The sequence below is a fragment of the Streptomyces sp. NPDC057623 genome (assembly GCF_042800355.1).
Taxonomy (GTDB): domain Bacteria; phylum Actinomycetota; class Actinomycetes; order Streptomycetales; family Streptomycetaceae; genus Streptomyces.
Window position 1 is genome coordinate 146,488 of the sequence record NZ_JBHVGZ010000009.1, and the last position, 23,778, is coordinate 170,265.

The window sequence follows — 23,778 nt, forward strand, 5'->3', positions numbered from 1 at the left end:
TCAAGGGAGACCGCGATGCCCCCGTCCCCCGTCGCATCACCGTCACCGTCCAGCCCCGAAGGCACCCGGCAGCTCCGCCGGGTCGCCCTCTCCGGGCTGCTCGGTACCGCCGTGGAGTTCTACGACTTCCTCGTCTACGGCACCGTCGCCGCCCTCGTCTTCGGCGAACTGTTCTTCCCCGGAGCAGACCCCGCCGTCGGCACCATCGCCGCGTTCGGCACCTTCGCCGCCGGCTATGTCGCGCGCCCGCTCGGCGGCATCGTCTTCGGGCACTTCGGCGACCGGCTCGGCCGCAAGTCGATGCTGCTGCTCACCATGGGCCTGATGGGCGGCGCCAGCTTCCTCATCGGCCTGCTGCCCACCTACGACACGATCGGCGTCTGGGCGCCGGTCCTGCTGATCACGCTGCGCGTGGTCCAGGGCATCGCCATCGGCGGTGAGTGGGGTGGCGCCACCCTGATGGTCGTCGAGCACGCCGGTGAGCGCCGCCGCGGCCTGTGGTCGAGCTTCACGCAGATGGGAGCCCCGCTCGGCTCCCTGCTCTCCTCGCTCGTGGTGACGTTCGTGGTCGCCATGCCCAGGGACGAGTTCACGGCCTGGGGCTGGCGTGTGCCGTTCCTGCTGAGCGTGGTGCTGCTCGGTGTCGGTCTCTTCGTCCGGCTCAAGGTGGTCGAGAGCCCGCTGTTCGCCGAGGTGAAGAAGGACCGCGCCGAGGCACGGCTGCCCATCGTCGACGTACTGCGGCGCCCCCGCCCCCTGCTGCTGGCCTGCTGTGTCGGCATCGGCGCCTTCACCGCCCAGTCCCTGCTGACCAGTTATCTGATCGCGTACGCCACCGGCATCGGATACGCCCGCCCGCAGGTGCTCACCGCGCTCACCGTCTCCGCCTGCGTCGCCCTGGTCGTCCTGCCCTGCGCCTCCGCGCTCTCCGACCGCGTCGGCCGCCGCCCGGTCGTCCTCGCCGGAGCCGTCGCCTCGGCCGCGCTCGCCTTCCCCGTCCTCGCGCTGGTCGACTCCAAGTCGCCCGGGCTGCTGATCCTCGCCGTGGTCCTCGGCCACGGCATCGCCCAGTCGATGATGTACGGCCCGCTGGGCGCCCTGCTCACCGAGATGTTCGGCACCCGGGTCCGCTACACCGGCGCCTCCCTCGGCTACCAGGGCGCCACCCTCATCGGCGCCGGCTTCTCCCCCATGATCGCCGGGAGCCTGGTGGCCGGCAGCGGCAACAGCACCCCGGTCGCCCTGCTGATCTGCGGAGGCTCCCTCGTCACCGCGCTGACCGTCTGGTTCGTCCGCGAAACCAGCCGTACGTCCCTGTCCGGCCCGGCGACCGGACGCGCCGACGCCCCCCACACGCAGGAGGTCTCCGCGTGAGGGCCGGCACCACGATCCCCGCGGCGCGGGATCGCCGGAGCCGAACCGGCCGCCGTACCCGAACCGCCTGTACGGCAGCCCTTCTGCTCGCCGTCACCGCGCTGCCCACCTCGGCCGCGGCCGCGTCGGACCCCACCCACGTGGACGGCCGGCTCCCCTCGGGCGCCACGTACACGATGGACGTGCCCGCCCACTGGAACGGCACCGTCCTGCTCTTCAGCCACGGTTACACGACCGGCCCGGCCAACCCCGCCCAGAACGCCCCGGACGACGCCACCAAGGCCCTGCTCCTCCGCGACGGCTACGCCCTCGTCGGCTCCTCCTACGCCACCACCGGCTGGGCGGTGACGGACGCGGTCCCCGACCAACTCGCCACCCTGAGCGCCTTCACCGAGCGCTTCGGGACGGCCTCCCGCACCATCGCGTGGGGACGGTCGTACGGCGGGCTCGTCACCACCGCCCTCGCCGAGCGCAGCCCGGACCGGATCGACGGTTCGATCTCCCTGTGCGGTCTGGTCCACGGCGGCGTCGCCAACTGGAACAACACCCTCGATCCCGTCTTCGCCATCAAGACGCTCCTCGCGCCCGACTCCGACGTCCCCCTGGTCGGCATCGCCGACCAGGGGGCCGCCGACGCCGCGGCCGGCACCCTGACCTCCGTGGTCGACTCGGCGCAGACGACCGCCGAGGGGCGGGCGCGTATCGCTCTCGCCGCCGCCCTGCACAACATCCCCGTCTGGAACCAGCCCACGCAGCCCCGGCCCGGCGCGGCCGACTGGGACGCCCAGCAGGCCAACCAGTACGAGGCCGTCAAGGGGCTGCTGAAGATCGCCGCGTTCAACCGGCGCCAGGAGGCCGAGGCACGGGCGGGCGGAAACATGTCCTGGAACACCGGCGTCGACTACGCACGCCTGCTCGGCGAGTCGTCCGTCCGCAAGGAGGTGAGCGAGCTGTACCGCAAGGCCGGTCTGTCCCTGCGCGCCGACCTCACCGCCCTGAACCGTGCCCCGCGCATCAGCGCCGATCCGGCCGCCGTGGACTGGATGAGCCGCACCAGCTCGTTCACGGGCAGGCTGACCAGGCCTCAGCTCTCCGTCCACACCATCGGAGACGCCCTCGTCCCCGTCCAGACGGAGAGCGCCCTGAAGCGGGCCGTCACCGCCGCCGGGTCGGCTCCGCTGCTGCGGCAGGCGTACACGGACAACGCCGGGCACTGCACCTTCAGCCCCGCCGAACAGCTCTCGGCCCTGCACACGCTGGAGGACCGCCTCACCACCGGCAGGTGGACCGGCACCGACCCCGACTCCCTCAACTCCCGTGCCAGGAAGGCGGATCCGACGACACCCACACGCTATGTGCCGTACCGGCCCACCCCGTATCCGCGGCCGTACGACCTTGCCCACCCCGCCGACCGGCGGTGATGCCGTACGACCGCCCGCCGCGCCGTCGGTGGGCGGTCGTACGCTGTGCACCGTGGAGGACGACGACATCCTGGACGCCCAGGGCAGCTCAGAGGGACCGCAGCAGCGCCCCCAGTCACTCATGCTCACCTTCTTCGGCAACCACGTCCTGGACGTGGGCGACCTGTGCGTGTACTCGGGCAGCATCATCGACGTGCTCGGACGCGTGGGGGTCGGTGAACAGGCCGTGCGCTCGACCCTCACCCGCATGGTCAACCGCGGCCTGCTGCGGCGCCAGCGCGAGGGCCGCAAGATGTTCTTCGGCCTGACCCCGCAGGCGACCCGGGTCCTGGAGGACGGCCGCACCCGCATCTGGCGGCAGGGCGCGGTCAACGACGACTGGGACGGCTCCTGGACCCTGCTCGGCTTCTCGCTGCCCGACTCCTGGAAACGCCAGCGCCACGACCTGCGCTCCCGGCTCACCTGGTCCGGTTTCGGCGCGCTCTACAGCGGGCTGTGGATCGCCCCGGGGAAGGTCGACGTCGCCGCCGTGGTCGCGGAGCTCGGTCTGGCCGACCACGTCAAGATCTTCCACGCCCAGGCGGACGACGCCACCGACATCGCGCAGATGATCGACGGCGCCTGGGACCTGGAGAGCATCGCCGCTCGGTACGTCACCTTCGACAAGCGGTGGACGGCCCACCTGGACGCCGGATCGGGCGACGACCCGATCGGTACCCGGCTGCGGCTGGTCAGCGAGTGGCTCTGGACCATCCGCACGGACCCCCGGCTCCCCGCCCGCCACCTTCCCCCCGACTGGCCGGCCCGCCCCGCCCAGGAGACGTTCCGCCGCGTGGCCGAACACACCGAGCGGCCCGCACGGTTGATGGCGCGGAGCCTGCTGGAGACCACACAGTTGCGGTAGGCGCCAGTCGTTCGCGGCAGCGAGGGACGAGCGGGCGCCGTCCGAGACGGAGGAGTGGCTCCATGCCCGAACCTGTGCTGCCCCACTTGCTGCCCAGCCTCGCGCCCGGCCCCCGGATCGCCGTCGTCGGAGGTGGCATCGGCGGCCTCGCCGTGGCCGCCTTCCTGCGCCGCGCCGGGCTCACCGCCACCGTCCACGAGCAGGCGAGCGCCCTCACCGAGGTCGGCGCCGGACTCGTCGCGGCGCCCAACGCCGTACGGCTGCTGCGGCGGCTCGGCGTCATGGAGCGGTTTCTGCGGCGGGCGGTGCCGTTGGACCGGGGGTGGGAGTTCCGTCGCTGGGCGGACGGGAGCGTGCTCTCGGTGGAGCGGCTGAGCGGCGTGTGCGAGGAGCTGTACGGCGAGCGCACCTACACCGTGCACCGGGCCGATCTGCTGGACACCGTCCGGTCGGCCGTGCCCGAGGGGTGGATCCGGCTGGGCGCCCGGTGCACGTCGGTCGACGCGCGCCCGGATGGTGTGTCGCTGCGTTTCGCCGACGGGAGCCGGGCGGAGGCGGACGTCGTGATCGGCGCCGACGGCGTGCACTCCGTCGTACGGGGCGCGGTGACCGAACCGGCGCCGCCGGAGTACTCCGGCCTGTGCGCCTTCCGCACCACGGTGCCCGCCCACGCCGTGCCCGACTTCGCCCGTCGTCCCGCGCAGACCCTCTGGCTCGGGCCCGGCCGGCACTTCGTGCACTACCCGATCGCCGGCGGACGGGCCGTCAATGTCGTCGCCGTGGCCCCCGCCGGCGACTTCACCGACGAGTCGTGGAGCGCGACGGCGACGACCGAGGAGTTCCACGCCGAGTTCGCGGGCTGGGATCCGCGGGTGACGGACCTCGTCGCCGCCGGTGGTGTCCCCGGGCGCTGGGCGCTGCTGGAGCGGGCGCCCCTGGAGCGGTGGAGCCGGGGCGGGGTCACGCTGCTCGGTGACGCGGCGCATCCCATGTTCCCGTTCTTCGCCCAGGGCGCGGCCCAGTCCATCGAGGACGCCGCGGTGCTGGCCCGCTGCCTGGCCGCGTCCCCGGACGACCCGGCACGGGCCCTGAAGCGGTACGAGTCGGCGCGCGTCGCACGCACCGCCCGCCTTCAGCGACTGAGTCACGCCCGCCGGGACGTCAACCATCTGCCCGACGGCCCCGAGCAGCGCGCCCGCGACGCGGCACTGGCGGGGTCCGATCCCCTGGTGGCCAACGGCTGGATCTACGGCTACGACGCCGAGGAAGCGGTTGCCTCCTGATCAAGGGCGACCGGTCCGGCGAAACGCCGCCCGTGGTCCTTCTCGGCCCACCCCCGACCAGCGAACATGCCATGTCATGGACATCTTGCTCGTCGCCAGCGCGTTCAACAGCCTGTCCCAGCGTCTGTACGCGGAACTGTCGGACCAGGGGCACCGGGTGGACGTCGTCCTCGCCTCGCACGGCCCCGAAGCGGTCCGGGCCGCCGTACGCGAGGCGCGTCCGGAGCTGGTCGTCGCTCCGATGCTGAGGACGGCCCTGCCGGAAGACGTGTGGCAGGAGCACACCTGCCTGATCGTGCACCCCGGACCACCCGGCGACCGGGGCCCGTCCGCCCTGGACTGGGCGATCGCCGAGGAGGCGCCCGACTGGGGGGTGACGGTGCTTCAGGCCGAGGCGGCGATGGACGCGGGCGACGTATGGGCGGACGGTGCCTTCCCGGTGACGCCGACCGGCAAGAGCGACCTGTACCGCAACGAGGTCTCCGACGCCGCCACGGCCGCCGTACTGCTGGCCGTGCGGCGGTTCGCCGACGGATCGTTCAAGCCACGTCCGCAGAGCGACCCCGCGATCCGCGTGGTGTGGCGCGACTTCGTGCGTCAGGAGCGGCGCCGGATCGACTGGGAGAACGACAGCACGGCCACGGTGCTGCGCAAACTCCGTGCGGCCGACTCGCAGCCGGGCGTACTGGACGAGGTCTGCGGCCGGGAGGTGTTCCTGCACGGCGGGCATCCCGAGGACCTGCTGCGCGGGCGCCCGGGCGAGTTGCTCGCGACACGGTCCGGCGCCGTCTGCCGGGCCACCCGGGACGGCGCGGTGTGGATCCCGGAACTGCGCCCCCGCAAGAGCTCCGGCGACCCGGCGCCGTTCCGCCGTCCGGCGGCGTCCGTGCTCGCCGGGTTCCCCGCCCCGCCCGGCACCGGACATGGGACGCCGCACCCCGACGGCCGCCCGCACTGGCTGCCGGAGAGCACCGAGCCGCTCGAACTGCCCCCGGACCGCGCCACCTGGACGGACATCCGCTACCGGCAGCGGGGCGACGTCGGTTTCCTGTCCTTCTCCTTCCCCGGCGGGGCGATGAGCACCGACCACTGCCGCAGACTGCTCGCCGCCTACCGGCGGGCGCTCACCCGGCCCACCTCGGTGCTGGTGCTCGGAGGAACGCGCGACTTCTTCTCCAACGGCATCCATCTGAACGTCATCGAGGCGTCGGCCGACCCCGCGGGCGAGTCCTGGGCCAACCTCAACGCCATGAACGACCTGGTCGAGGCCGTGCTGCGGACCACCGACCGCCTGGTGGTCGCGGCCCTCGGCGGCAACGCGGCGGCCGGCGGCGTCATGCTCGCCCTCGCCGCCGACCAGGTCTGGTGCCGCACGGGCAGCGTCCTCAACCCGCACTACCGGCGCATGGGGCTGTACGGGTCGGAGTACTGGACGTACACGCTGCCGCGCCGCGTCGGGACCGGGACGGCCAGGCGGTTGACGACCGACGCGTTGCCGGTGAGCGCCACGACCGCCGCGCGGATCGGGCTGGTGGACCGTCTGGTACCGGTCCCGGCACGGGAGTTCACCGCCGAGGTCGAGCGCCTTGCCGCCGGGCTCGCCGCAGGACCGGGCCTGGCGGAGCGGATCACCGCGAAGGCCGCGGCACGTCGGGCGGACGACGAGGTGCGGCCGCTCGGCGAGTACCGGCGGGACGAACTCGCCCGCATGCGCGCCATCTTCTTCGACCCGCGGGCCCCGTACCACGCCCTGCGCTCGGCCTTCGTCCGCAAGCAGCCGGGCGGCTCGGCCGACCCGCTGGCCACCGGGGGTGCGCGATGAGCGCGCGGCTGCTGGTGGCGGGCGTCGGCAACATCTTCCTCGCGGACGACGCCTTCGGGCCCGAGGTGGTCCGCGCCCTGGACCGCCGCCCGCTGCCGCCCGAGGTGCGGGTACGGGACTTCGGCATCCGCGGGATGGACCTCGCGTACGAGCTCCTCGACGGCTACGACACGGCCGTCCTGGTCGACGCGGCGGCGCGGGGCCACCGTCCCGGCACCCTGTCGCTGATCGAACCGGAACTCCCCGACGGCAGCACGCAAGCCGCCCCGCCGGAGGCGCACGGCATGGACCCGGCGAAGGTGCTGGCCCTCGCCACCCACCTGGGCGAAGAACCACTCCCGCGGGTCCTGGTCCTGGCCTGCGAGCCCGAGCTGCGGCCCCGCGGCGACGAGGACATCGCCCCGGGCATCAGCGCGACCGTGCGCGACGCGGTCGAGCGGGCCGTCGCGGCCCTGCACACCATGGTTCCCGTGCTGCTCGACGACCCGACGGCCACGCCCCCGTTGAGCCGCCCGGAGGAATCCACGGACCCGTCCGAGGAATCCGAGGGCCCCTCCGCGGCCCGTCTCCCGCGCCTCGTGGCCGACGGCGCCGAGGATCGGTAGCGGTCCGACATCCCCGATCCCCGCTGGGAGCAGCGCCCATGTGCGATTCCGTGGACGAGGTCACCCAGGCCGTCCTGGCGAAGAACGACGGTCTGGCCGCGAGCCTGCGCGACGAACTGACCCGGCGGTGTGTCAGCGTGGTCAACATGTTGTCCAGCCCGGGCAGCGGCAAGACGGAGCTGCTCGGGCGGGTGCTGGCCCGTGCCGTGGAGCGGGGTGTCCCGGTCGCCGCGCTCACCGCCGACCTGGCCACCGAGAACGACGCCCACCGGCTGGCCCGTTCGGGAGCGCCGGTCAAGCAGCTGCTGACGGACGGCTTGTGCCACCTGGAGGCCCGGCAGCTGCGCGGCCACGTGGAGAGCTGGCTGCCCGAGAACACCTCCGTGCTGTTCGTGGAGAACGTCGGCAACCTCGTCTGCCCGGCCTCCTACGACCTCGGCGAGAGCCTGCGGATCGTGCTCATGGCGGTGACGGAGGGCGAGGACAAGCCGCTGAAGTACCCCACGGCCTTCGGCTCCGCCCATCTGGTGGTGCTCACCAAGACCGACCTGGCCGGTCCCGCCGGTTTCGACGAGGCCGTCTTCGCCGCCAACGTGCGGCGGGTCAACCCCGGGGTGGAGATCCTGCACTCCTGCGCACGGACCGGCGACGGCGTCGACGCCGTCCTGCAGCGCGTGCTCGCCGTGCGGGGCGGGGCCGCCGTCCACCGGCCTCCCCTGGCGCCCCGCCCTCACAGCCACACGCACGCGGACACGGACACCGACACGCACACGCACACGCACACGCATAAGGAGGCCGGATCCGGCCTCGCGGCCGGCCGCGTCTCGTGACGGCGCCCGCCGCGCAGGCGGTGCGCCGCCGCGTCACGGTGCGCGGCACGGTGCAGGGCGTGGGCTTCCGGCCGTACGTGCACCGCCTGGCCACCGACCTCGCGCTCGCGGGGTTCGTGAGCAACACGGCGAGCGGCGTGCTCATCGAGGTCGAGGGCCCGCCGGTCGGTGTCGCCGACTTCTGCGACCGGCTCGCCACGCGTCCCCCGCCCCTGTCCTCGGTCACCGGCGTCGGGTTCGAGGAGCTGCCCGTCACCGGCGCGGACGACGCCTTCACCATCCGGTCCACCGACCGCTCCCTGGGCCGCACCCTGCTCCCACCCGACACGGCGGTGTGCGCCGACTGTCTGCGGGAGCTGGCCGATCCGGGCGACCGCCGGCACCGGCACCCGTTCGTCACCTGCACCCACTGCGGGCCCCGCTTCACCATCGCCACGGGGATGCCGTACGACCGGGCGGTCACGACGATGACCGGCTTCCCGATGTGTCCCGACTGCGCCCGGGAGTACGGCGATCCCGGCGACCGCCGCTTCCACGCCCAGCCCGTGGCCTGCCCCGACTGCGGCCCCCGGCTGCGGTGGGTGCCCGCCGCCGGGAGCGTCGTCCGTCCAGCGCGGGACGCGGACGCCCTGGCGGCGGCACGGGCGTTGCTGGCCGCCGGAGGGATCGTCGCCGTCAAGGGGCTCGGCGGCTACCACCTCGCCTGCGACGCCACCGACGCACGGGCCGTGGACACGCTGCGTGCCCGCAAGGCACGCGGCGGCAAACCGTTCGCGGTGATGTGCGCGGACCTCGACGCCGTACGGACGATCGCCGAGGTCTCCCCGTCCGAGCTGACCGCACTCACCGGCCCCCGGCGTCCGATCGTCCTGCTGCGCCACCGCGCGCAGCGGCAGATCCTCGCGCCCGGCGTCTGCCCCGGCAGCCCGCACCTCGGTGTGATGCTGCCCTACACCCCCGTACACACCCTGTTGTTCGGCCTGCCCGGTGATCCGCCGGGTCCGCGCGCACTGGTCATGACGAGCGGCAACCGCTCCGGGGAGCCGATCGTCACGGACGACGACGAGGCACTGACCCGGCTGGCCGGGCTGGCCGACGCCTGGCTCGCCCACGACCGGCCCATCGCCTCGCCCTGCGACGACTCCCTGCTGCGCGTGCGCCCCGACGGCACCGAGCAGGTGCTGCGCCGGTCCCGCGGGTATGTCCCCCGCCCGCTGCGCCTGCCGGTCGCGGTGCGGCCCGCGCTCGCTGTCGGCGGCGACCTGAAGAACGCCCTGTGTCTCGGTGAGGGCGACCAGGCGTGGTTCGGCCCGCACATCGGCGACATGGGCGAGCTGGCGACGCTGGAGGCGGCCCGGCGGGCGGAGTCGCAGCTGCGGTCCCTGACGGGCGTCAGCCCCGAGCTGGTCGCCGCCGACCGGCACCCGGGCTACCAGTCCGCCCGGTGGGCGCGTCGGCGGGCCGCCCAGCTACCGCTCGGTGCGCCCGTGTTCGTCCAGCACCACCACGCGCACATCGCCTCGGCCATGGCCGAGCACGGCCTCGACGGCACCACACCCGTCATCGGCGTCGCGTTCGACGGCACGGGCTACGGCGACGACGGCACCGTCTGGGGCGGCGAGATCCTGCTCGCCGACTACACGGGCTACCGCCGCTTCGGCCACCTCGCTCCGGCCCCGCTGCCCGGCGGCGACACGGGCGTGGCCAACCCGTGCCGACTCGCGCTGGCCCGGCTGTGGGCCGCGGGCCTGCCCTGGGACCCGGACCTGCCCAGCGTGGCGGCTTGCGCGGCAGATGAACTCACCTTGCTGGAAAGGCAGTTGACGCGCGATCTGGCCTGTGTGGCGACATCCAGCATGGGCCGCCTCTTCGACGCCGTGTCGTCGCTCGTCGGCGTGTGCCACCGCGCCCGGTACGAGGCCCAGGCCGCCCTGGAGCTTGAGGCCGCCGCGGCGGCGGCGTGGGAGGCCGACGCCTCGGCGTACGCCTTCGGCCTCGCCGCCGGGACGTACGACCCGGCGCCCGTGCTCGGCGCCCTCGTCACCGACCTGCGCCGCGGCACCCCGGCCCCCGTACTCGCCGCGCGCTTCCACCGGGGCGTGGCACGGGCCGTCGCGGAGGTCTGCCGGCGGGCGCGCCGGGACACCGGCCTCACCACGGTCGCCCTGAGCGGCGGGGTGTTCGCCAACGCGCTGCTGGAGGAGGAGTGCACGCGGCTGCTGACCGGGGACGGCTTCGCCGTGCTCCGGCACGGCGAAGTCCCGCCGAACGACGGCGGGTTGGCCCTCGGCCAGCTGGTGGTCGCGGCGCACGAACGACAGGAGGAGTGACCCATGTGCTTGGCAGTGCCCGGCAAGGTCGTGGCCATCGACGACAGCGCGGATCCGCTCACCGGGCTGATCGACTTCGGCGGAGTGCGGAAGCAGGCGTGTCTGGAGTACGTGTCCGATGTGCGGGTCGGTGAGTACGTCATCGTGCACGTCGGCTTCGCGCTCCAGCGCCTGGACGAGGAGTCGGCCCTGGCGTCCCTGAAGCTCTTCGAGGAACTGGGGCTGCTGGAGGAGGAGTTCGGGGACGCCTGGGAGCAGGCGGCCAAGGAGGCGGGCGACGCCCCGGTGGCGGAGCGCCAGGACAGCGGGAGTGAGGCGCGGTGAAGTACATCGACGAGTTCAACGACCCCCAGCTGGCCCGGCGGCTGCTGGACGAGATCCGCGCCACCGCCACCCGGCCCTGGGCGCTGATGGAGGTGTGCGGCGGCCAGACCCACTCGATCATCCGGCACGGCATCGACCAACTCCTGCCCGAACACGTGGAGTTGATCCACGGCCCCGGCTGCCCCGTCTGTGTCACACCGCTGGACGTCATCGACAAGGCGCTGGAGATCGCCTCGCGCCCCGGTGTGATCTTCTGTTCCTTCGGCGACATGCTCCGGGTGCCGGGCACCGACCGCGACCTGTTCCGGGTCAAGGGCGAGGGCGGCGACGTACGCGTCGTCTACTCGCCGCTCGACGCCCTGGAGCTGGCCCGCCGCAACCCGGACCGGGAGGTGGTGTTCTTCGCGATCGGCTTCGAGACCACGGCCCCCGCCAACGCGATGGCCGTGCACCAGGCGCGCCGACTGGGCCTGACCAACTTCAGCATCCTGGTGTCGCACGTGCGGGTGCCTCCGGCCGTCGAGGCGATCATGACGGCGCCCGAGTGCCGGGTGCAGGGCTTCCTGGCCGCCGGGCACGTGTGCAGCGTGATGGGCATGGCCGAGTATCCGGAGCTCGCCGAGCGGTTCCGGGTGCCGATGGTGGTGACCGGCTTCGAGCCGCTGGACATCCTGGAGGGCATCCGCCTGGCGGTGCGCCAGCTGGAGCGCGGCGAGCACCGGGTGGAGAACGCCTACCCGCGCGCCGTACGCGAGGAGGGCAACCCGGCCGCGGTGCGCATGATCGAGGAGGTGTTCGAGGTCACCGACCGGAACTGGCGCGGTATCGGGCGGATCCCGCTGAGCGGCTGGCGGCTGACCGACGCCTTCCGCGCGTACGACGCCGAGCACCGCTTCGACGTCAGCGGCATCCGGACCGAGGAACCCGCCGAGTGCCGCAGCGGCGAGGTCCTCCAGGGTCTGATCAAGCCGCCCGAGTGCGCCGCGTTCGGCACGACGTGCACCCCGCGCACCCCGCTGGGCGCCACCATGGTCTCCAGCGAGGGCGCGTGCGCCGCCTACTACCTCTACCGCCGGATGAACGCCCCGACGCCGCAGGCCGACCGGGCCGCGCGGGAGGAGATGAACCCCGTTGCCTGAACAACTCGCCGAGGCGGTCGACCCGGCCAACTGGACCTGCCCCGCCCCGCTGCGCGACCAGGGGGTCGTGGTGATGGGGCACGGCGGCGGCGGAGCGCTGTCGGCGGAGCTGATGGAGCAGATCTTCGCCCCTGCCTACGGCAACGCCACCCTCGCCGGACTCGCCGACTCCGCCGTCCTCGAACTGGGCGGTGCGCGGCTGGCCTTCTCCACCGACTCCTACGTGGTCAGGCCGCTGTTCTTCCCCGGCGGCTGCCTGGGCGACCTCGCGGTCAACGGCACCGTCAACGACCTGGCGATGAGCGGTGCCCGGCCGGCGTACCTCTCCGCCGCCTTCGTGCTGGAGGAGGGCGTGGAGCTCACCGTGGTGGAACGGATCGCCCGCGCGATGGGGGCGGCGGCCGAGGCGGCCGGGGTCTGCGTCGCCACGGGTGACACCAAGGTGGTGGAGTCCGGGCACGGCGACGGGGTGTACGTCACCACCGCCGGTGTCGGGCTCGTTCCCGACGGGGTGGACATCCGGCCCCAGCGGGCGCGGCCCGGGGACGCCGTCATCGTCAGCGGGCCGATCGGCCTGCACGGGGTGGCCATCATGAGTGTCCGGGAGGGGCTGGAGTTCGGGGTGGAGGTGGCCAGCGACACCGCGCCGCTGGCGGACCTGGTGGCGGCCATGCTGGCGGTCACCCCGGATCTCCATGTGCTGCGCGACCCCACCCGGGGCGGCCTGGCCGCGTCCCTCAACGAGATCGCCCGCGCCTCCGGGACCGGGGTCCGGCTGCGGGAGCGGGCCATTCCGGTGCCGGACGCGGTGGCGAACGCCTGCGGCTTCCTGGGGCTCGACCCCCTCTACGTCGCCAACGAGGGCCGGCTGGTCGCCTTCGTGCACCCGTCGGCGGCGGAGGAGGTCCTCGCCGCGATGCGCGCCCACCCGCAGGGCGCCGGGGCCACACTGATCGGCGAGTGCGTCGCCGACCACCCCGGCATGGTCGTGGTCGCCACCGGGCTCGGCGGGACGCGGGTGGTGGATCTGCCGCTGGGCGAGCAGCTGCCGCGCATCTGCTGATCCGGTACCGAGACGTGTGTGGGCCCCGCCGACGTGTTCGGCGGGGCCCACTCGCGCTGTGCGCTAGGCGGGGGCCGGTGACGGCTCGATCCCGGTGATCTCCAGTTCCCGGCCGCTGCGCAGGTCCGTGGAGGGCTGGTCGCAGCGCGGGCACCAGAAGAACGGCGGCGTGCCCACCTCGAACTCCTCTGCACACGGGCCGCACCATGCCTGTGCGGGGATCTGCTCGACCACGAGCCGTGCCCCGGCGAGGGCGGTGCCGTCGCGGGCCACCTCGAAGGCGAAATCGAGGGCGTCGGGAACGACACCGGCCAGTTCGCCGACCCGGACGGTCACCGCCGAGACGGCGTGCGTTCCGTCCGCCCGGGCCAGCTCACCCGCCCGCTCGATGATCGCCGTCGCGATCGACAACTCGTGCACAGCCGGCTCACGGGTAGCGGTGACCGGCGCGGAACCCGCCGGCCATCCGCCAGATCCGCGCTTCCCGCCGCAGGCTGGGCAACTCCCAGAGCAGCAGGGCCAGGACCAGACCGCCCGCCAGGGCGGCCTCGGCCATCAGCACCCGCTGCCCGCTCGTCCCGGTGCGTCCGCCCGTGGCGGCCGACCATCGTGCTCGTTGGACCTTCATTTCCGGCGACTCCCTGCTGTCTGTCATCCCGGCGGGATGTTCGGCATGGTCTCCGCGAGCGCGTCATGCCGTTTCCAATGGATACCGGTGGAGCGGCGCGCGTCGGCGGTGCCGTCCTCGTGGTGGCCCTGCTGGTCCTTGTACCGGCCCCTGTTGCCCTGGTGCATGCCGGTCACATGCCGGGGCGTGTCGGGCTTCGCCTGGGCCCGGCCCACTCTGATGCTGCCCATGGGGTGTTCCCCTTCCTCGCCTCCGACCTGCGGAGTACGTGCTCAGGACCGCTCGGTGAGGTCCTCGAAGAACCGCTCGACGGCCGGCCAGACCTGGCCGCCTCCGGACAGGCCGCGCCATTCCCGGCGTACGACGGCGACCATCCGGTAGCAGTCGTCGATCGGCACGATCCAGTGGTGGTCGAGGCCGTGGACGGTGTTCACCATCAAAGCCTCCACCTCGGGTTCCATGGTCGCGAGCTGGGAACATGTCCCGGCCAGCCGCTGCCAGGCCGCCGCGTCCACCTCCCAGCGCATGGCCCCGGCCGGGCTCGGGCCCTCCGCGGTGACGGTGCCGTCCGCCCGGGGCACGAAGAAGACCAGGCCGACGGGTACGCCCAGCGCCGCCGTGTCGACCTTGGGCAGCCGGATCCGGCGCCGGGGTACGGACCGGTAGTGGCCGTCGCCCGCCCCTGCCTCGGCGAACAGCACCGAGCAGGGGCCGCAGACGCACCGCACCTCCTCCTGCCCGGTGTCGTACAGGTGGGCGTGCTCGTCCGGCACCGGCGCGGCGCACAGGTCGCACCTCTGCTCCTCGGCCGCCGCCGTGCGGTCGGCCGAGGAGCGGATGAGGCGGGCCAGCGCGCCGTCCGTGGTCACCGTGCGCCTCGGTGGGTGATCGTGGCCAGGGGGACGAACGCCGGGGGCGGGGCGGGGGCCGCGGCGGTCAGGGGCTCCACCGCGGTGAGCTCGGGGGCCGCGGCGAGGACCGCCGCACGGACCGCGTCGGTGACCTCCATGGCCCCGGAACCCGAACCGGAACCGCAGCCGGATCCGCACCCGCCACCGCCGCCCGGCGTCAGCCGCACCCGGGCCACCTGGCCCTCCACTCCGGCCCACTCCACGTCGCCGCCGCGTTCCTGTACGGCGGGCCGCAGCCGTTCGACCGCGCGGGCCGCCCGGAGTTCGGCGGGCTCGGGGTGGATGTCGTGCAGGACCAGCAGGTGGCCCAGCAGCTCGTCGTCGGCCAGCCGCTCGGCCAGCGGGCCGTCGGCGTGGTCCATGACGCGGGCCAGCGCCTCGCCGTAGACCTCGGTCAGCAGGCCCACCGCCTCGGTCGCGGAGCGTGTGGTGGGGCCGGGCGCCGCCTCCAGGCCCTCCAGCAGGTCGTCGAGCCGGGCGAGCCGGGCCTCGACATCCGGGTCCGCCAGCCGCGCGGGGGCGGCCTCAGCCATGGTTCGCCCCGTAGGTCGGCGAGTGCAGTGTGGTGAGCGTCTTGCCCTTGCCGACATACATGTGGACGCCGCACGGCAGACAGGGGTCGAAGCTGCGGACGGTGCGCATGATGTCGACGCCCTTGAAGTCGTCCGGCCCGTTCTCCTCGAAGATGGGCTGGCCCTGGACGGCGTCCTCGTACGGGCCTGGGGTGCCGTACATGTCGCGGGGGCTGGCGTTCCACGGGGTGGGCGGGTACGGGTGGTAGTTGGCGATCTTCTTGTCCTTGATCACCAGGTGGTGGGAGAGGACGCCGCGCACCGCCTCGTGGAAGCCGCAGCCGATCGCCTCGTCGGGCACCTCGTAGTTCTCGAACACCTTGGTCTCGCCCGCGCGCACGAGCCCCATGGCCTCGTCGAGGAACTGGAGGGCCATGGCGGCGGCGTAGGCGACGAAGTACGGCCGGGCGCGGTCGCGTTCGATGGTGTTGCTCCACTGCGGGATGCGCCACTCCAGGGTGGTCTCCGGCAGGGTCTCACCCTTGGGCAGGGAGATGCGCACGCTGTGGCCGGTGGACTTGATGTACGGGGTGTCGACGATGCCGCTCAGCGCGGTCGACCACAGACGGGCGAGCGGGCCGCCGCCGGTGTCGAGGGCGAGGTGCTGGTCGGTCCGCTTGTCGTACCAGCGCGGGCTCATGACCCAGCTGTACTTGTCGTCGAAGTCGCGCTTCTGCGGCACCGGGACGGTCGTCTGGTTCCACGGGTGGCGCATGTCGACGGGGTTGCCGAGCGGATCGTGGGTGACGAAGGGCTGCTCGTTGACCCAGTCCTCGTAGTAGGAGCTGCCGAGCATGATGCGCAGGCCGAGGTTGATGTCGACGAGGTTGTTGGTGACCAGTTCGCCGTCGACGATGATGCCCGGGGTGACGTACATCGCCTTGCCCCAGGTGTTCATCGTCTCGTAGCGGTAGTCGACGACCTTGGGGTCCTGGAAGGCGCCCCAGCAGCCCAGCAGGACGCGGCGGCGGCCGACCTCCTCGTAGCCGGGCAGCGCCTCGTAGAAGAAGTCGAAGACGTCGTCGTTCATGGCGACGGCCTTCTTCACGAAGTCGATGACCCGCATCAGCCGGGCGAGATAGTCGGTGAAGGCGGTCGGCTGCGGCATCGTGCCGACGCCGCCCGGATAGAGCGTGGAGGGGTGGACATGCCGCCCCTCCATCAGACAGAACATCTCGCGGGTGACCCGGCTGACCTTCAGGGCCTCCTTGTAGACCTCGCCCTCGAAGGGGTTGAAGGCCCGCATGATGTCGGCGATCGTCCGGTAGCCGTGGATCTCGCCGCGGGGTGCCTCGGTGCGTTCGGCGCGGGCCAGCACACCGGGGTTGGTGGCCTTGACCATCGCCTCGCAGAAGTCCACGAAGACCAGGTTGTCCTGGAAGATCGTGTGGTCGAACATGTACTCGGCGGCTTCGCCGAGGTTGACGATGTGCTCGGCCAGCGGGGGCGGCTTGACGCCGTAGGCCATCTGCTGGGCGTAGTCGGAGCAGGTGGTGTGGTTGTCGCCGCAGATGCCGCAGATCCGGGACGTGATGAAGCCCGCGTCGCGCGGGTCCTTGCCCTTCATGAACACCGAGTAGCCGCGGAAGAGCGACGAGGTGCTGTGGCATTCCACGACTTCCCGGTTGGCGAAGTCGATCTTCGTGTAGATGCCCAGGTTCCCGATGATCCTTGTGATGGGATCCCAGGACATGTCCACGAGTTGTGGCGGCTTACGCTCGGTGGGCCGGGCCTCGGTGGTGGTCATCTGCGGTGCTGTCCCTCGCTGTCGGTGGTGTGCGGGTGGGGGGTGGGACGCGGCCGGCGTGGCTTCGGGGCCTGCGCGCCGGGCGTCATCAGGGCCGCCAGCGCGGGTTGTAGCCGCTGGTCAGCTTGCGCTTGTTGTGGCGCCACCTGGGCTCGTGGTTGACGAGCTCGTTCGTCATGCCGCGCAGTCGGCGGATGACGGCGCCGTACGGCTTGATGGCCAGGGACGACAGGGTGCCGCCGGGGGGCTCGTCCATGAACGGCATGAACGCGTCGGGGAAGCCGGGCATCGTGCAGCCGATGCAGATGCCGCCCACGTTCGGGCAGCCGCCGATCCCGGCCATCCAGCCGCGCTTGGGCACGTTGCAGTTGACCACCGGCCCCCAACAGCCCGTCTTGACCAGGCACTTGGGCGAGTTGTAGTCCTTGGCGAAGCTGGCCTGCTCGTAGTACGAGCCGCGGTCGCAGCCCTCGTGGACCGTCCTCCCGAACAGCCACTGCGGGCGCAGCATGTGGTCCAGCGGGGGCGGGGGCGCGGTACCGGCCGCGTGGTAGAGGACCCAGACCAGGGTCTCCATGAAGTTCTCGGGCTGGATCGGGCAGCCGGGCACGTTGACGACGGGCAGCTCGCCCTGGGACCGGTAGTCCCAGCCCAGGTAGTCGGCGAGGCCCATGCAGCCGGTCGGGTTGCCGGACATGGCGTGGATGCCGCCGAAGGTGGCGCAGGTGCCGGCGGCCACCACCGCCCAGGCCTTGGGGGCCAGTTGGTCGATCCACCAGTTCAGGGTCTGCGGCTGGCCGGTCTCCGGGTCGTTGCCGAACGACGTCCAGTAGCCGTCGCCCTCGATGATGTTCTGGTTGGGGATCGAGCCCTCGATGACGAGGATGAACGGGGCCAGCTCACCGCGTACGGCCGCCCGGTAGGGAGCGAGGAAGTCCTCGCCGCCCAGGCTCGGCGAGAGCACCTTGTTGACCAGGTTCACCTTCGGCAGGCCCGGGATGAGACCGAGCACCAGGTCCTCGATGGATGGCTGGTCGGCGGCGGTCAGGGAGACGGTGTCGCCGTCGCAGCTCATGCCCTCGGAGATCCACAGGATGGTGATCTCGTCGAAGCCTTCCCGTTCCTCGGCTCGGGCGGGTTCTTCGCTGACCTCGGCGGTGCTGCTGTGCGTTGTCATGTCATCGGCCTCCGCTGCGGTGGGTCGAGTGGCTCGAGCTCGTCGGGCCGGAAGTAGTGGAAGCGGCCGTACCAGGAGTGCAGTTCGGCCGCGGGGTCGTCGTCGAGGGTGACGGCGAGGTGCACGCTGCCGTCCACGTCGTGGAAGACGGCCGCCACCTCGGCGGTCCGCCCGGCCAGGAACATGTCCTGGGCGTCGGCGCCCCGGCCCCGTGGGCGCAGCCGTACACGACTGCCGCCGCCGAGGGGTACGCCGTCGACGAGCACCGTGTCCGTCGACGGGGAGAGCCCGTCGTCGGCGCCCTCCTGCCACCAGGCCGGGCGGTCGACGGGGGCCGGCGTCACCGGCCTTGCCGAGGAGACCGGCGCCAGGGAGCGGACGGCGCCGTGCAGCCGTTCGAAGACCTCCTGGGGCATGGTCTCCACCCGGTCGAGGATCGCGGCGGCGCGCGGGTCGGTGGCGCGGGCCTCCTGCTTCTCCTCGTCGGTCAGCAGCATCGTGCGCAGCGTGAGGATCTCGTCGATCTCCGCCGCGTCGTGGAGGTCGCCGGGGCTCTCCGGGGCCACCTGGGGGTGGTCGGGGAGGATGATCGGGGAGGACAGCAGGACGTGCGCCGCGTCGGGTTCGGCGGGGTCCCCGGGCTCGCGGGGCTCACCGCCGAGGACGGGGAACGTGAACTCGTTGCGGCACGCGCCCGCATGGGCTTTCAGGTCCGCGGGCGGGTCGGTCAGCGAGACGAACTCGGCGCCGTCGCCGCCGACGAGGGTGTGCGTGGCGATGAGGGCTCGGCGCAGGGCCTCGTCGCGGGAGGTTCCCGGATCCGGCGCCGGGCCGGTGTTCGTGGTGCGCACCCGGAGCCGGCAGAGGTCCGCGGCGAGCTGCTCGGCGGCGACGGTGACGCCGGCGCGCACCTCCTCGCGGCGCCGCACCACCCGGCCGGCGCCTCCCGGCAGGGGCTCGACGTCCTCACCGGCGGGCGCACTCACCGGCACGGTGTGTTCACCCCGAAGGAGGTCCTCCAAGGCGACGACGGCGTCGAACTCGCGCGGTACCGCCTCGTCGAAGGTCAGATGTGCCGTGCCGTCGTCGGTCCGCAGCGACTCGACGGGCCGGAACGCGCCGTCCGGGCCGGCTTCTTCCACCTGCTTGCGCTGCATCTGGAGGCAGCGCAGCCGCACTCGTACGGCCGCGCCGGGCCGCCGGATCCGCAGCAGGCACTCGGTCCGCTGGTACCAGGAGTCGGCGGAGCCGGACACGCCGGGGGCGACAGGGCCGTCCGCCTCCGCCCAGGCCCGGGGGAAGAGCACCCCGAACTGCCATCGGACGCGGTTCTTGGCCGAGGACCGCCGGTAGGGGTAGAGCAGGTAGCCCTCGTAGAGGACGGCGTCGGCGACGGCGCTCACCTGCTCGAAGGCGCCCCCGGGGTCAGCGCACGCCGTGCCGCCCTCTGCCCGTCCCACCGACATCGTGCCTCCTCGTCGCCCAGTGCACGCGCATCCCTTCCACCACGCTCACATCACTCACCCACGCTCGCCTCCTCCGGCGCAGCGTCACTGAGCCATTCGGGTAGGAGAAGCGTGGGTGGGAGTGAGCGGGGGCGGGAGCGGGAGCGGAGGTGGCCTCGGGCAGCGAGGTCGTGCCCCTCACTCCGTCGGCACGGTCCCCGGCAGGCCGAGCGCGGCGGACACATGGCGCCAGATGGAGGTGAGCGCCGAGTCGAGGGTGACCGTCGGGTCGCGCAGCATGAGGCGGATGCCGTAGCCGTCGCTGAGGGACAGGACGAGGGTGGCGAGGTCGTCCACGTCGGTCGGCGTGAACTCGCCGGAGGCGATACCGCGCCGTACCGCGTCCCCCACCCAGGCGTGCAGCTGGGCGTACAGGTCCACGGCGAAGACCCGGGTGGTCTCGTCGCGCAGCGCCCGCACCCACAGTTCCTGCCAGAGCCGCCAGTCCTGGTGGAGCTCGGGGTCGGTCGGCAGCAGGTTGCGCACGATGCGGGCCAGGATGACCGCCGCCGGCGCCGTCTCCGCGTCACGTTCGACGTCGACGGCCGTGTTGGCGAAGGAGTGGGTCATCGCCTCGGTGAACAGTTTCTCGCGCGTGTCGAAGTGGTAGTGCAGCAGCGCCGTCGACACACCGGCCCGCTCGGCGACCATGCGCATCCGGATCTTCTCGAAACCGATGTCGGCGATGACCTCGCACGCCGCGGTCAGGATGCGCTCGCGTGTGTCTGCCGTGCGCACCTTGGTGGACACCCTGCGGCTCCCCTCGTTCGATGTTCGATGGTCGTACGCCGTGACCATTTTCCCTCACTGCCGCCCCGCCGGTACCGGTGTCTCGCGTGGCGGCTGTCCGTCGTACACATGGAAGCCCCGCCCGGACTTCCGCCCGAGGAGACCGGCCTCCACCATCCGGGACAGCAGCGGGGGTGGCGAGTACTGCGGCTCGCGGAACTCGGCGTACAGCGACTCGGCGATGGCCCGTGTGGTGTCCAGGCCGATCAGGTCGGTGAGGGCGAGCGGGCCGAGCGGGTGGGCGCAGCCGAGGACCATGCCGCGGTCGACGTCCTCGACGGTCGCGCTGCCCGACTCCACCATGCGGATGGCGGCCAGGAGATAGGGCACGAGCAGCGCGTTGACGACGAAGCCGGCCTTGTCCCGGGTCCGGACCACCTCCTTGCCGAGGGTGCCGGTCACGAAGTCCTCGGCGCGGGCCGCCGTGTCGGGCGAGGTGAGGAGCGACGGCACGAGTTCGACGAGCCGCAGGACCGGTACGGGGTTGAAGAAGTGCACGCCGACGACGCGATCGGGACAGCTGGTCGCGGCGGCGAGCCTGATGACCGGGATGGAGGAGGTGTTGGTCGCCAGGATGGCGCGGTCGCCGGTGATCACCGAGTCGAGGCGGGTGAAGACGTCGACCTTGAGGGCCTCGTCCTCGGCGACCGCCTCGACGACCAGGTCGTGGTCGTGCAGGGCGTCGAGTTCCTGGACGACGGTGATCAGGGACTCGGCCCTCTCGCGTCGTTCGTCGCTCAGCCTGCCGTGGGCGGTGGCCCGGTCGAGAGAGCGGGTGACGGGGAGGCGGCCGGCCCGGGCCGCCTCCGCGTCGCGCTCCACGACCGTGACCGGTACGTCGGCCCGTGCGCAGACCTCGGCGATGCCGGCGCCCATCAGCCCGCAGCCGACGACTCCCACGCGCTTGATGTCGGTCATCCGTCTCCCTCTCTGGTCCGCGCTCTCTGGTGTCTGTGCCGGTACGGGTCAGGCGCTGGGCAGGTCCAGGACTCCCGTGCCGCGCTTGACGAGTTCGTTCGCGATGATCAGCCGCTGGATCTCGGAGGTGCCCTCCCAGATCCGGTCCACGCGCAGCTCGCGGTAGAGCCGCTCGACGGCGTACGAGCGGTCGTAGCCCCGACCGCCGTGGATCTGGAGGCACCGGTCGATCACCCGGCCCGATGCCTCGCTCGCCGAGAGCTTGGCGATGGCCGCCTTGGCGTGCAGGGTCTTGCGGTCCTCCGCCGAGGCCTGGTCGATCTCCCAGGCGACCTGGTGGGTGTAGGCCCGGTTGACGGCGATGTCCACGGCGCAGTCCGCGAGCATGCCCTGGATCAGCTGGTACGAGGAGATCGGCGCCCCGAACTGTTCCCGCTCCACCGCCCAGTCACGGGACAGCTCCAGCGCCCGCTCGGCCGCGCCGATGGTGCGGGCCGCGATCATCAGGCGCTCCTCGGTGAACCACGAGCGCGTGATGTCGTAGCCCTCGCCGATGCCGCCGAGCACGGCGTCCTCGCCGACCTGGACGTCGGTGAAGGTGAACTCGGGGTGCTCGTACACGAAGGTGTGCATCCAGCGCGGGACCCGGGTCATCTCGATGCCGGGGGTGTCCTTGTCGACGAGGAAGAGGGTGGGGGCGCGCTCCGGGCCCGCCGCCGCGAGCACGATCATGAAGTCGGCGTGGTCGCCGACGGTCACGAACCACTTCTCGCCGTCGAGCACCCAGCCCTGGTCGTTCCTGGCCGCCGTGGTGGCGAGGTTCTGCGGGTCCGAACCGGCGCCCGGCTCGGTGACGGCGTAGCAGTCGCGCCGCTCACCCTTGATCACCGGGACGAGGAAGCGCTCGCGCTGCTCGGGGGTGCAGAAGCGCAGTGCGTTGGCGGGCCGCCAGACCATGTCCCACAGGGCGCCGGTGAGGCGGCCCAACTCCTCCTGGACGGTGGCCTGTTCGGCGATGGTGAGTCCGGCACCACCCCACTCGGCCGGCATGTTGACGGCCTGGAGTCCGGCGTCGAGGACGGCGTCGCGGATCTTGGCGTGCGCGTCGGCGGGCAGGCCGTTGTCCTCCTCGCACTGGGTCTCGTAGGCGGCGATGAAGTCGGTGAGGGCGCGCGCGTCGGCCTTGAGCTGAACCTGGCGCGGGGTGAGGCGGAAGTCCATGGAAGTCCTCGCTGTCCGGTATCGGGGGTGTCAGTGCATGGGCAGGGCAAGGGCGCGCGTGCCGCGCTTGATCAGTTCGTTGGCGATGATCAGCCGCTGGATCTCGGAGGTGCCCTCCCAGATCCGGTCGACGCGCAGCTCGCGGTACATGCGCTCGACGGGGTAGGTGCGGTCGTAGCCGCGGCCGCCGAAGATCTGGAGACAGCGGTCGGCGACCCGCCCCGCGGCCTCGCTGGCGGCGAGCTTGGCCGTGGAGGCCTTGGCGTGCAGCGTCTTGCGGTCGGTGCCCGGCTGGTCGGCCTCCCAGGCGACCTGGTGGGTGTAGGCCCGGTTGACGGCGATGTCCACGGCGCAGTCCGCGAGCATGCCCTGGATCAGCTGGTACGAGGCGATGGGAGCCCCGAACTGCTCCCGCTCCACGGCCCAGTCACGGGCGAGCTGGAGGGCGCGCTCGGCGGCGCCGACCGTACGGGCCGCGATCATCAGGCGTTCGTCGGTGAACCATTCCTTGGTGAGTTCGTAGCCGTTGCCGACGCCGCCGAGGACGTCCTCGTCGGCCACGAAGGCGTCGGTGAAGGTGAACTCGGGGTGCCCGTTGACCGCGGAGTGCATGAAGTGCGGGACCCGGGTCATCTCGACGCCGGGAGCCGCCCGGTCCACGAAGAACAGCGTGGGCAGCCGCTCGGGGCCCGCGTCCGCCTGCACCAGCAGGAAGTCGGCTATGTCGCCGCAGGTGACGAACCACTTCTCCCCGTTGAGCAGCCAACCGCCGTCCGTACGGGTGGCCGTGGAGGTGCCCGAGGACGGGTCGGACCCGGCGCCCGGCTCGGTCACGGCGAACGCGTCGAACTTCTCCGCGCGGATCACGGGCAGCAGGTACTTCTCCCGCTGCCGCTCGTCGCCGTGGGCCAGGACGTTGGCGGGCCGCCAGGGAATGTCCCAGAGGCAGTTGGTGACCTTGCCGAACTCCTCCTCGACGATGACCTGGTCGAGCAGGCTGAGTCCGGCTCCGCCCCACTCGACGGGCATGTTGATGGCGTAGACGCCGGCGTCCATGGCGGCCCGGGTCAGTTCGGTCACCAGCTGCTGCGGGAGGGGGCCGCCGGCCTGCTCGGACTGGTCCTCGTACCGCATGAGCAGCCGTGCGTAGTCGGCGGCGCGACGCTTCAGGTCGGCCTGTTCGGGGGTGTAGCGCATGTCCATGAGAGCCTCTTC

At 72.5% G+C, this 23,778-nt stretch carries 23 protein-coding genes; 11 read left to right on the forward strand and 12 right to left on the reverse strand.

All coding sequences use genetic code 11. The features are described from left to right. Positions 1-15 precede the first annotated feature (15 nt). From ACFU95_RS12680 to hypE, 11 genes are all read left to right on the forward strand, one after another. Positions 16-1,374, forward strand: coding sequence for an MFS transporter (locus tag ACFU95_RS12680; RefSeq protein ID WP_383825846.1), 1,359 nt, complete (start codon positions 16-18; stop codon positions 1,372-1,374). After that, the gene (locus ACFU95_RS12685) at positions 1,371-2,795 is read left to right on the forward strand and encodes an alpha/beta hydrolase family protein (RefSeq protein ID WP_383825849.1); all 1,425 of its coding nucleotides are present in this window, start codon (positions 1,371-1,373) and stop codon (positions 2,793-2,795) included. Before ACFU95_RS12680 ends, ACFU95_RS12685 begins: the two co-directional genes overlap by 4 nt. A 52-nt stretch (positions 2,796-2,847) precedes the next feature. Beyond that, complete coding sequence (locus ACFU95_RS12690) at positions 2,848-3,699, forward strand: PaaX family transcriptional regulator C-terminal domain-containing protein (protein WP_383825852.1); 852 nt, start codon at positions 2,848-2,850, stop codon at positions 3,697-3,699. 62 nt (positions 3,700-3,761) lie between these two features. Next, positions 3,762-4,982: an FAD-dependent monooxygenase gene (locus tag ACFU95_RS12695; protein ID WP_383825855.1), complete on the forward strand. Its 1,221-nt coding sequence runs from the start codon at positions 3,762-3,764 to the stop codon at positions 4,980-4,982. A 76-nt stretch (positions 4,983-5,058) separates the two neighbouring features. Then, positions 5,059-6,804: an enoyl-CoA hydratase-related protein gene (locus tag ACFU95_RS12700; protein ID WP_383825858.1), complete on the forward strand. Its 1,746-nt coding sequence runs from the start codon at positions 5,059-5,061 to the stop codon at positions 6,802-6,804. Beyond that, positions 6,801-7,409: a hydrogenase maturation protease gene (locus ACFU95_RS12705; RefSeq protein WP_383825861.1), complete on the forward strand. Its 609-nt coding sequence runs from the start codon at positions 6,801-6,803 to the stop codon at positions 7,407-7,409. The genes ACFU95_RS12700 and ACFU95_RS12705 overlap by 4 nt, the downstream gene beginning before the upstream one ends. Positions 7,410-7,447: 38 nt before the next feature. Next, the gene (gene hypB, locus ACFU95_RS12710) at positions 7,448-8,239 is read left to right on the forward strand and encodes a hydrogenase nickel incorporation protein HypB (protein ID WP_383825863.1); all 792 of its coding nucleotides are present in this window, start codon (positions 7,448-7,450) and stop codon (positions 8,237-8,239) included. Continuing rightward, positions 8,236-10,569, forward strand: coding sequence for a carbamoyltransferase HypF (hypF, locus tag ACFU95_RS12715; protein WP_383825866.1), 2,334 nt, complete (start codon positions 8,236-8,238; stop codon positions 10,567-10,569). Before hypB ends, hypF begins: the two co-directional genes overlap by 4 nt. A gap of 3 nt (positions 10,570-10,572) precedes the next feature. Further along, positions 10,573-10,893: a HypC/HybG/HupF family hydrogenase formation chaperone gene (locus ACFU95_RS12720; protein WP_383825869.1), complete on the forward strand. Its 321-nt coding sequence runs from the start codon at positions 10,573-10,575 to the stop codon at positions 10,891-10,893. Next, positions 10,890-12,032, forward strand: a complete 1,143-nt coding sequence (hypD, locus tag ACFU95_RS12725) for a hydrogenase formation protein HypD (RefSeq protein WP_383825872.1) — start codon at positions 10,890-10,892, stop codon at positions 12,030-12,032. The genes ACFU95_RS12720 and hypD overlap by 4 nt, the downstream gene beginning before the upstream one ends. Next, a complete protein-coding gene (hypE, locus tag ACFU95_RS12730) occupies positions 12,025-13,095 on the forward strand; it encodes a hydrogenase expression/formation protein HypE (protein WP_383825874.1) in 1,071 nt (356 codons plus the stop codon). The genes hypD and hypE overlap by 8 nt, the downstream gene beginning before the upstream one ends. Before the next feature lie 63 nt (positions 13,096-13,158). Here hypE and hypA read toward each other — a convergent pair whose 3' ends face one another. From hypA to ACFU95_RS12790, 12 genes are all read right to left on the reverse strand, one after another. After that, positions 13,159-13,515: a hydrogenase maturation nickel metallochaperone HypA gene (gene hypA, locus ACFU95_RS12735; protein WP_383825876.1), complete on the reverse strand. Its 357-nt coding sequence runs from the start codon at positions 13,513-13,515 to the stop codon at positions 13,159-13,161. A 7-nt stretch (positions 13,516-13,522) separates the two neighbouring features. After that, a complete protein-coding gene (locus ACFU95_RS12740; protein ID WP_383825879.1) occupies positions 13,523-13,723 on the reverse strand; it encodes a hypothetical protein in 201 nt (66 codons plus the stop codon). A 23-nt stretch (positions 13,724-13,746) separates the two neighbouring features. Continuing rightward, positions 13,747-13,953 (reverse strand): hypothetical protein, encoded by a 207-nt coding sequence (locus ACFU95_RS12745; RefSeq protein ID WP_383825882.1) that lies wholly within the window; start codon positions 13,951-13,953, stop codon positions 13,747-13,749. A 42-nt stretch (positions 13,954-13,995) separates the two neighbouring features. Then, positions 13,996-14,592: a DUF5947 family protein gene (locus ACFU95_RS12750; protein WP_383825885.1), complete on the reverse strand. Its 597-nt coding sequence runs from the start codon at positions 14,590-14,592 to the stop codon at positions 13,996-13,998. Further along, positions 14,589-15,167, reverse strand: a complete 579-nt coding sequence (locus ACFU95_RS12755) for a NifU family protein (RefSeq protein WP_383825887.1) — start codon at positions 15,165-15,167, stop codon at positions 14,589-14,591. Before ACFU95_RS12755 ends, ACFU95_RS12750 begins: the two co-directional genes overlap by 4 nt. After that, the gene (locus ACFU95_RS12760; RefSeq protein WP_383825890.1) at positions 15,160-16,953 is read right to left on the reverse strand and encodes a nickel-dependent hydrogenase large subunit; all 1,794 of its coding nucleotides are present in this window, start codon (positions 16,951-16,953) and stop codon (positions 15,160-15,162) included. The genes ACFU95_RS12755 and ACFU95_RS12760 overlap by 8 nt, the downstream gene beginning before the upstream one ends. 88 nt (positions 16,954-17,041) lie before the next feature. Beyond that, complete coding sequence (locus ACFU95_RS12765; protein WP_383825892.1) at positions 17,042-18,130, reverse strand: hydrogenase expression protein HypE; 1,089 nt, start codon at positions 18,128-18,130, stop codon at positions 17,042-17,044. Continuing rightward, on the reverse strand, positions 18,127-19,596 hold the full coding sequence (locus ACFU95_RS12770; protein ID WP_383825895.1) for a hypothetical protein: 1,470 nt from the start codon (positions 19,594-19,596) through the stop codon (positions 18,127-18,129). Before ACFU95_RS12770 ends, ACFU95_RS12765 begins: the two co-directional genes overlap by 4 nt. A gap of 177 nt (positions 19,597-19,773) precedes the next feature. Continuing rightward, positions 19,774-20,385 carry a TetR/AcrR family transcriptional regulator gene (locus ACFU95_RS12775; RefSeq protein WP_383825897.1) on the reverse strand — a complete coding sequence of 204 codons (612 nt, stop codon included), beginning with the start codon at positions 20,383-20,385 and terminating at the stop codon, positions 19,774-19,776. A 54-nt stretch (positions 20,386-20,439) separates the two neighbouring features. Then, positions 20,440-21,342 carry a 3-hydroxybutyryl-CoA dehydrogenase gene (locus ACFU95_RS12780; protein ID WP_383825900.1) on the reverse strand — a complete coding sequence of 301 codons (903 nt, stop codon included), beginning with the start codon at positions 21,340-21,342 and terminating at the stop codon, positions 20,440-20,442. A 48-nt stretch (positions 21,343-21,390) separates the two neighbouring features. Next, the gene (locus ACFU95_RS12785; protein ID WP_383825903.1) at positions 21,391-22,563 is read right to left on the reverse strand and encodes an acyl-CoA dehydrogenase family protein; all 1,173 of its coding nucleotides are present in this window, start codon (positions 22,561-22,563) and stop codon (positions 21,391-21,393) included. Positions 22,564-22,593: 30 nt separating this feature from the next. Beyond that, a complete protein-coding gene (locus tag ACFU95_RS12790) occupies positions 22,594-23,766 on the reverse strand; it encodes an acyl-CoA dehydrogenase family protein (protein ID WP_383825905.1) in 1,173 nt (390 codons plus the stop codon). Between the last annotated feature and the right edge of the window lie 12 nt (positions 23,767-23,778).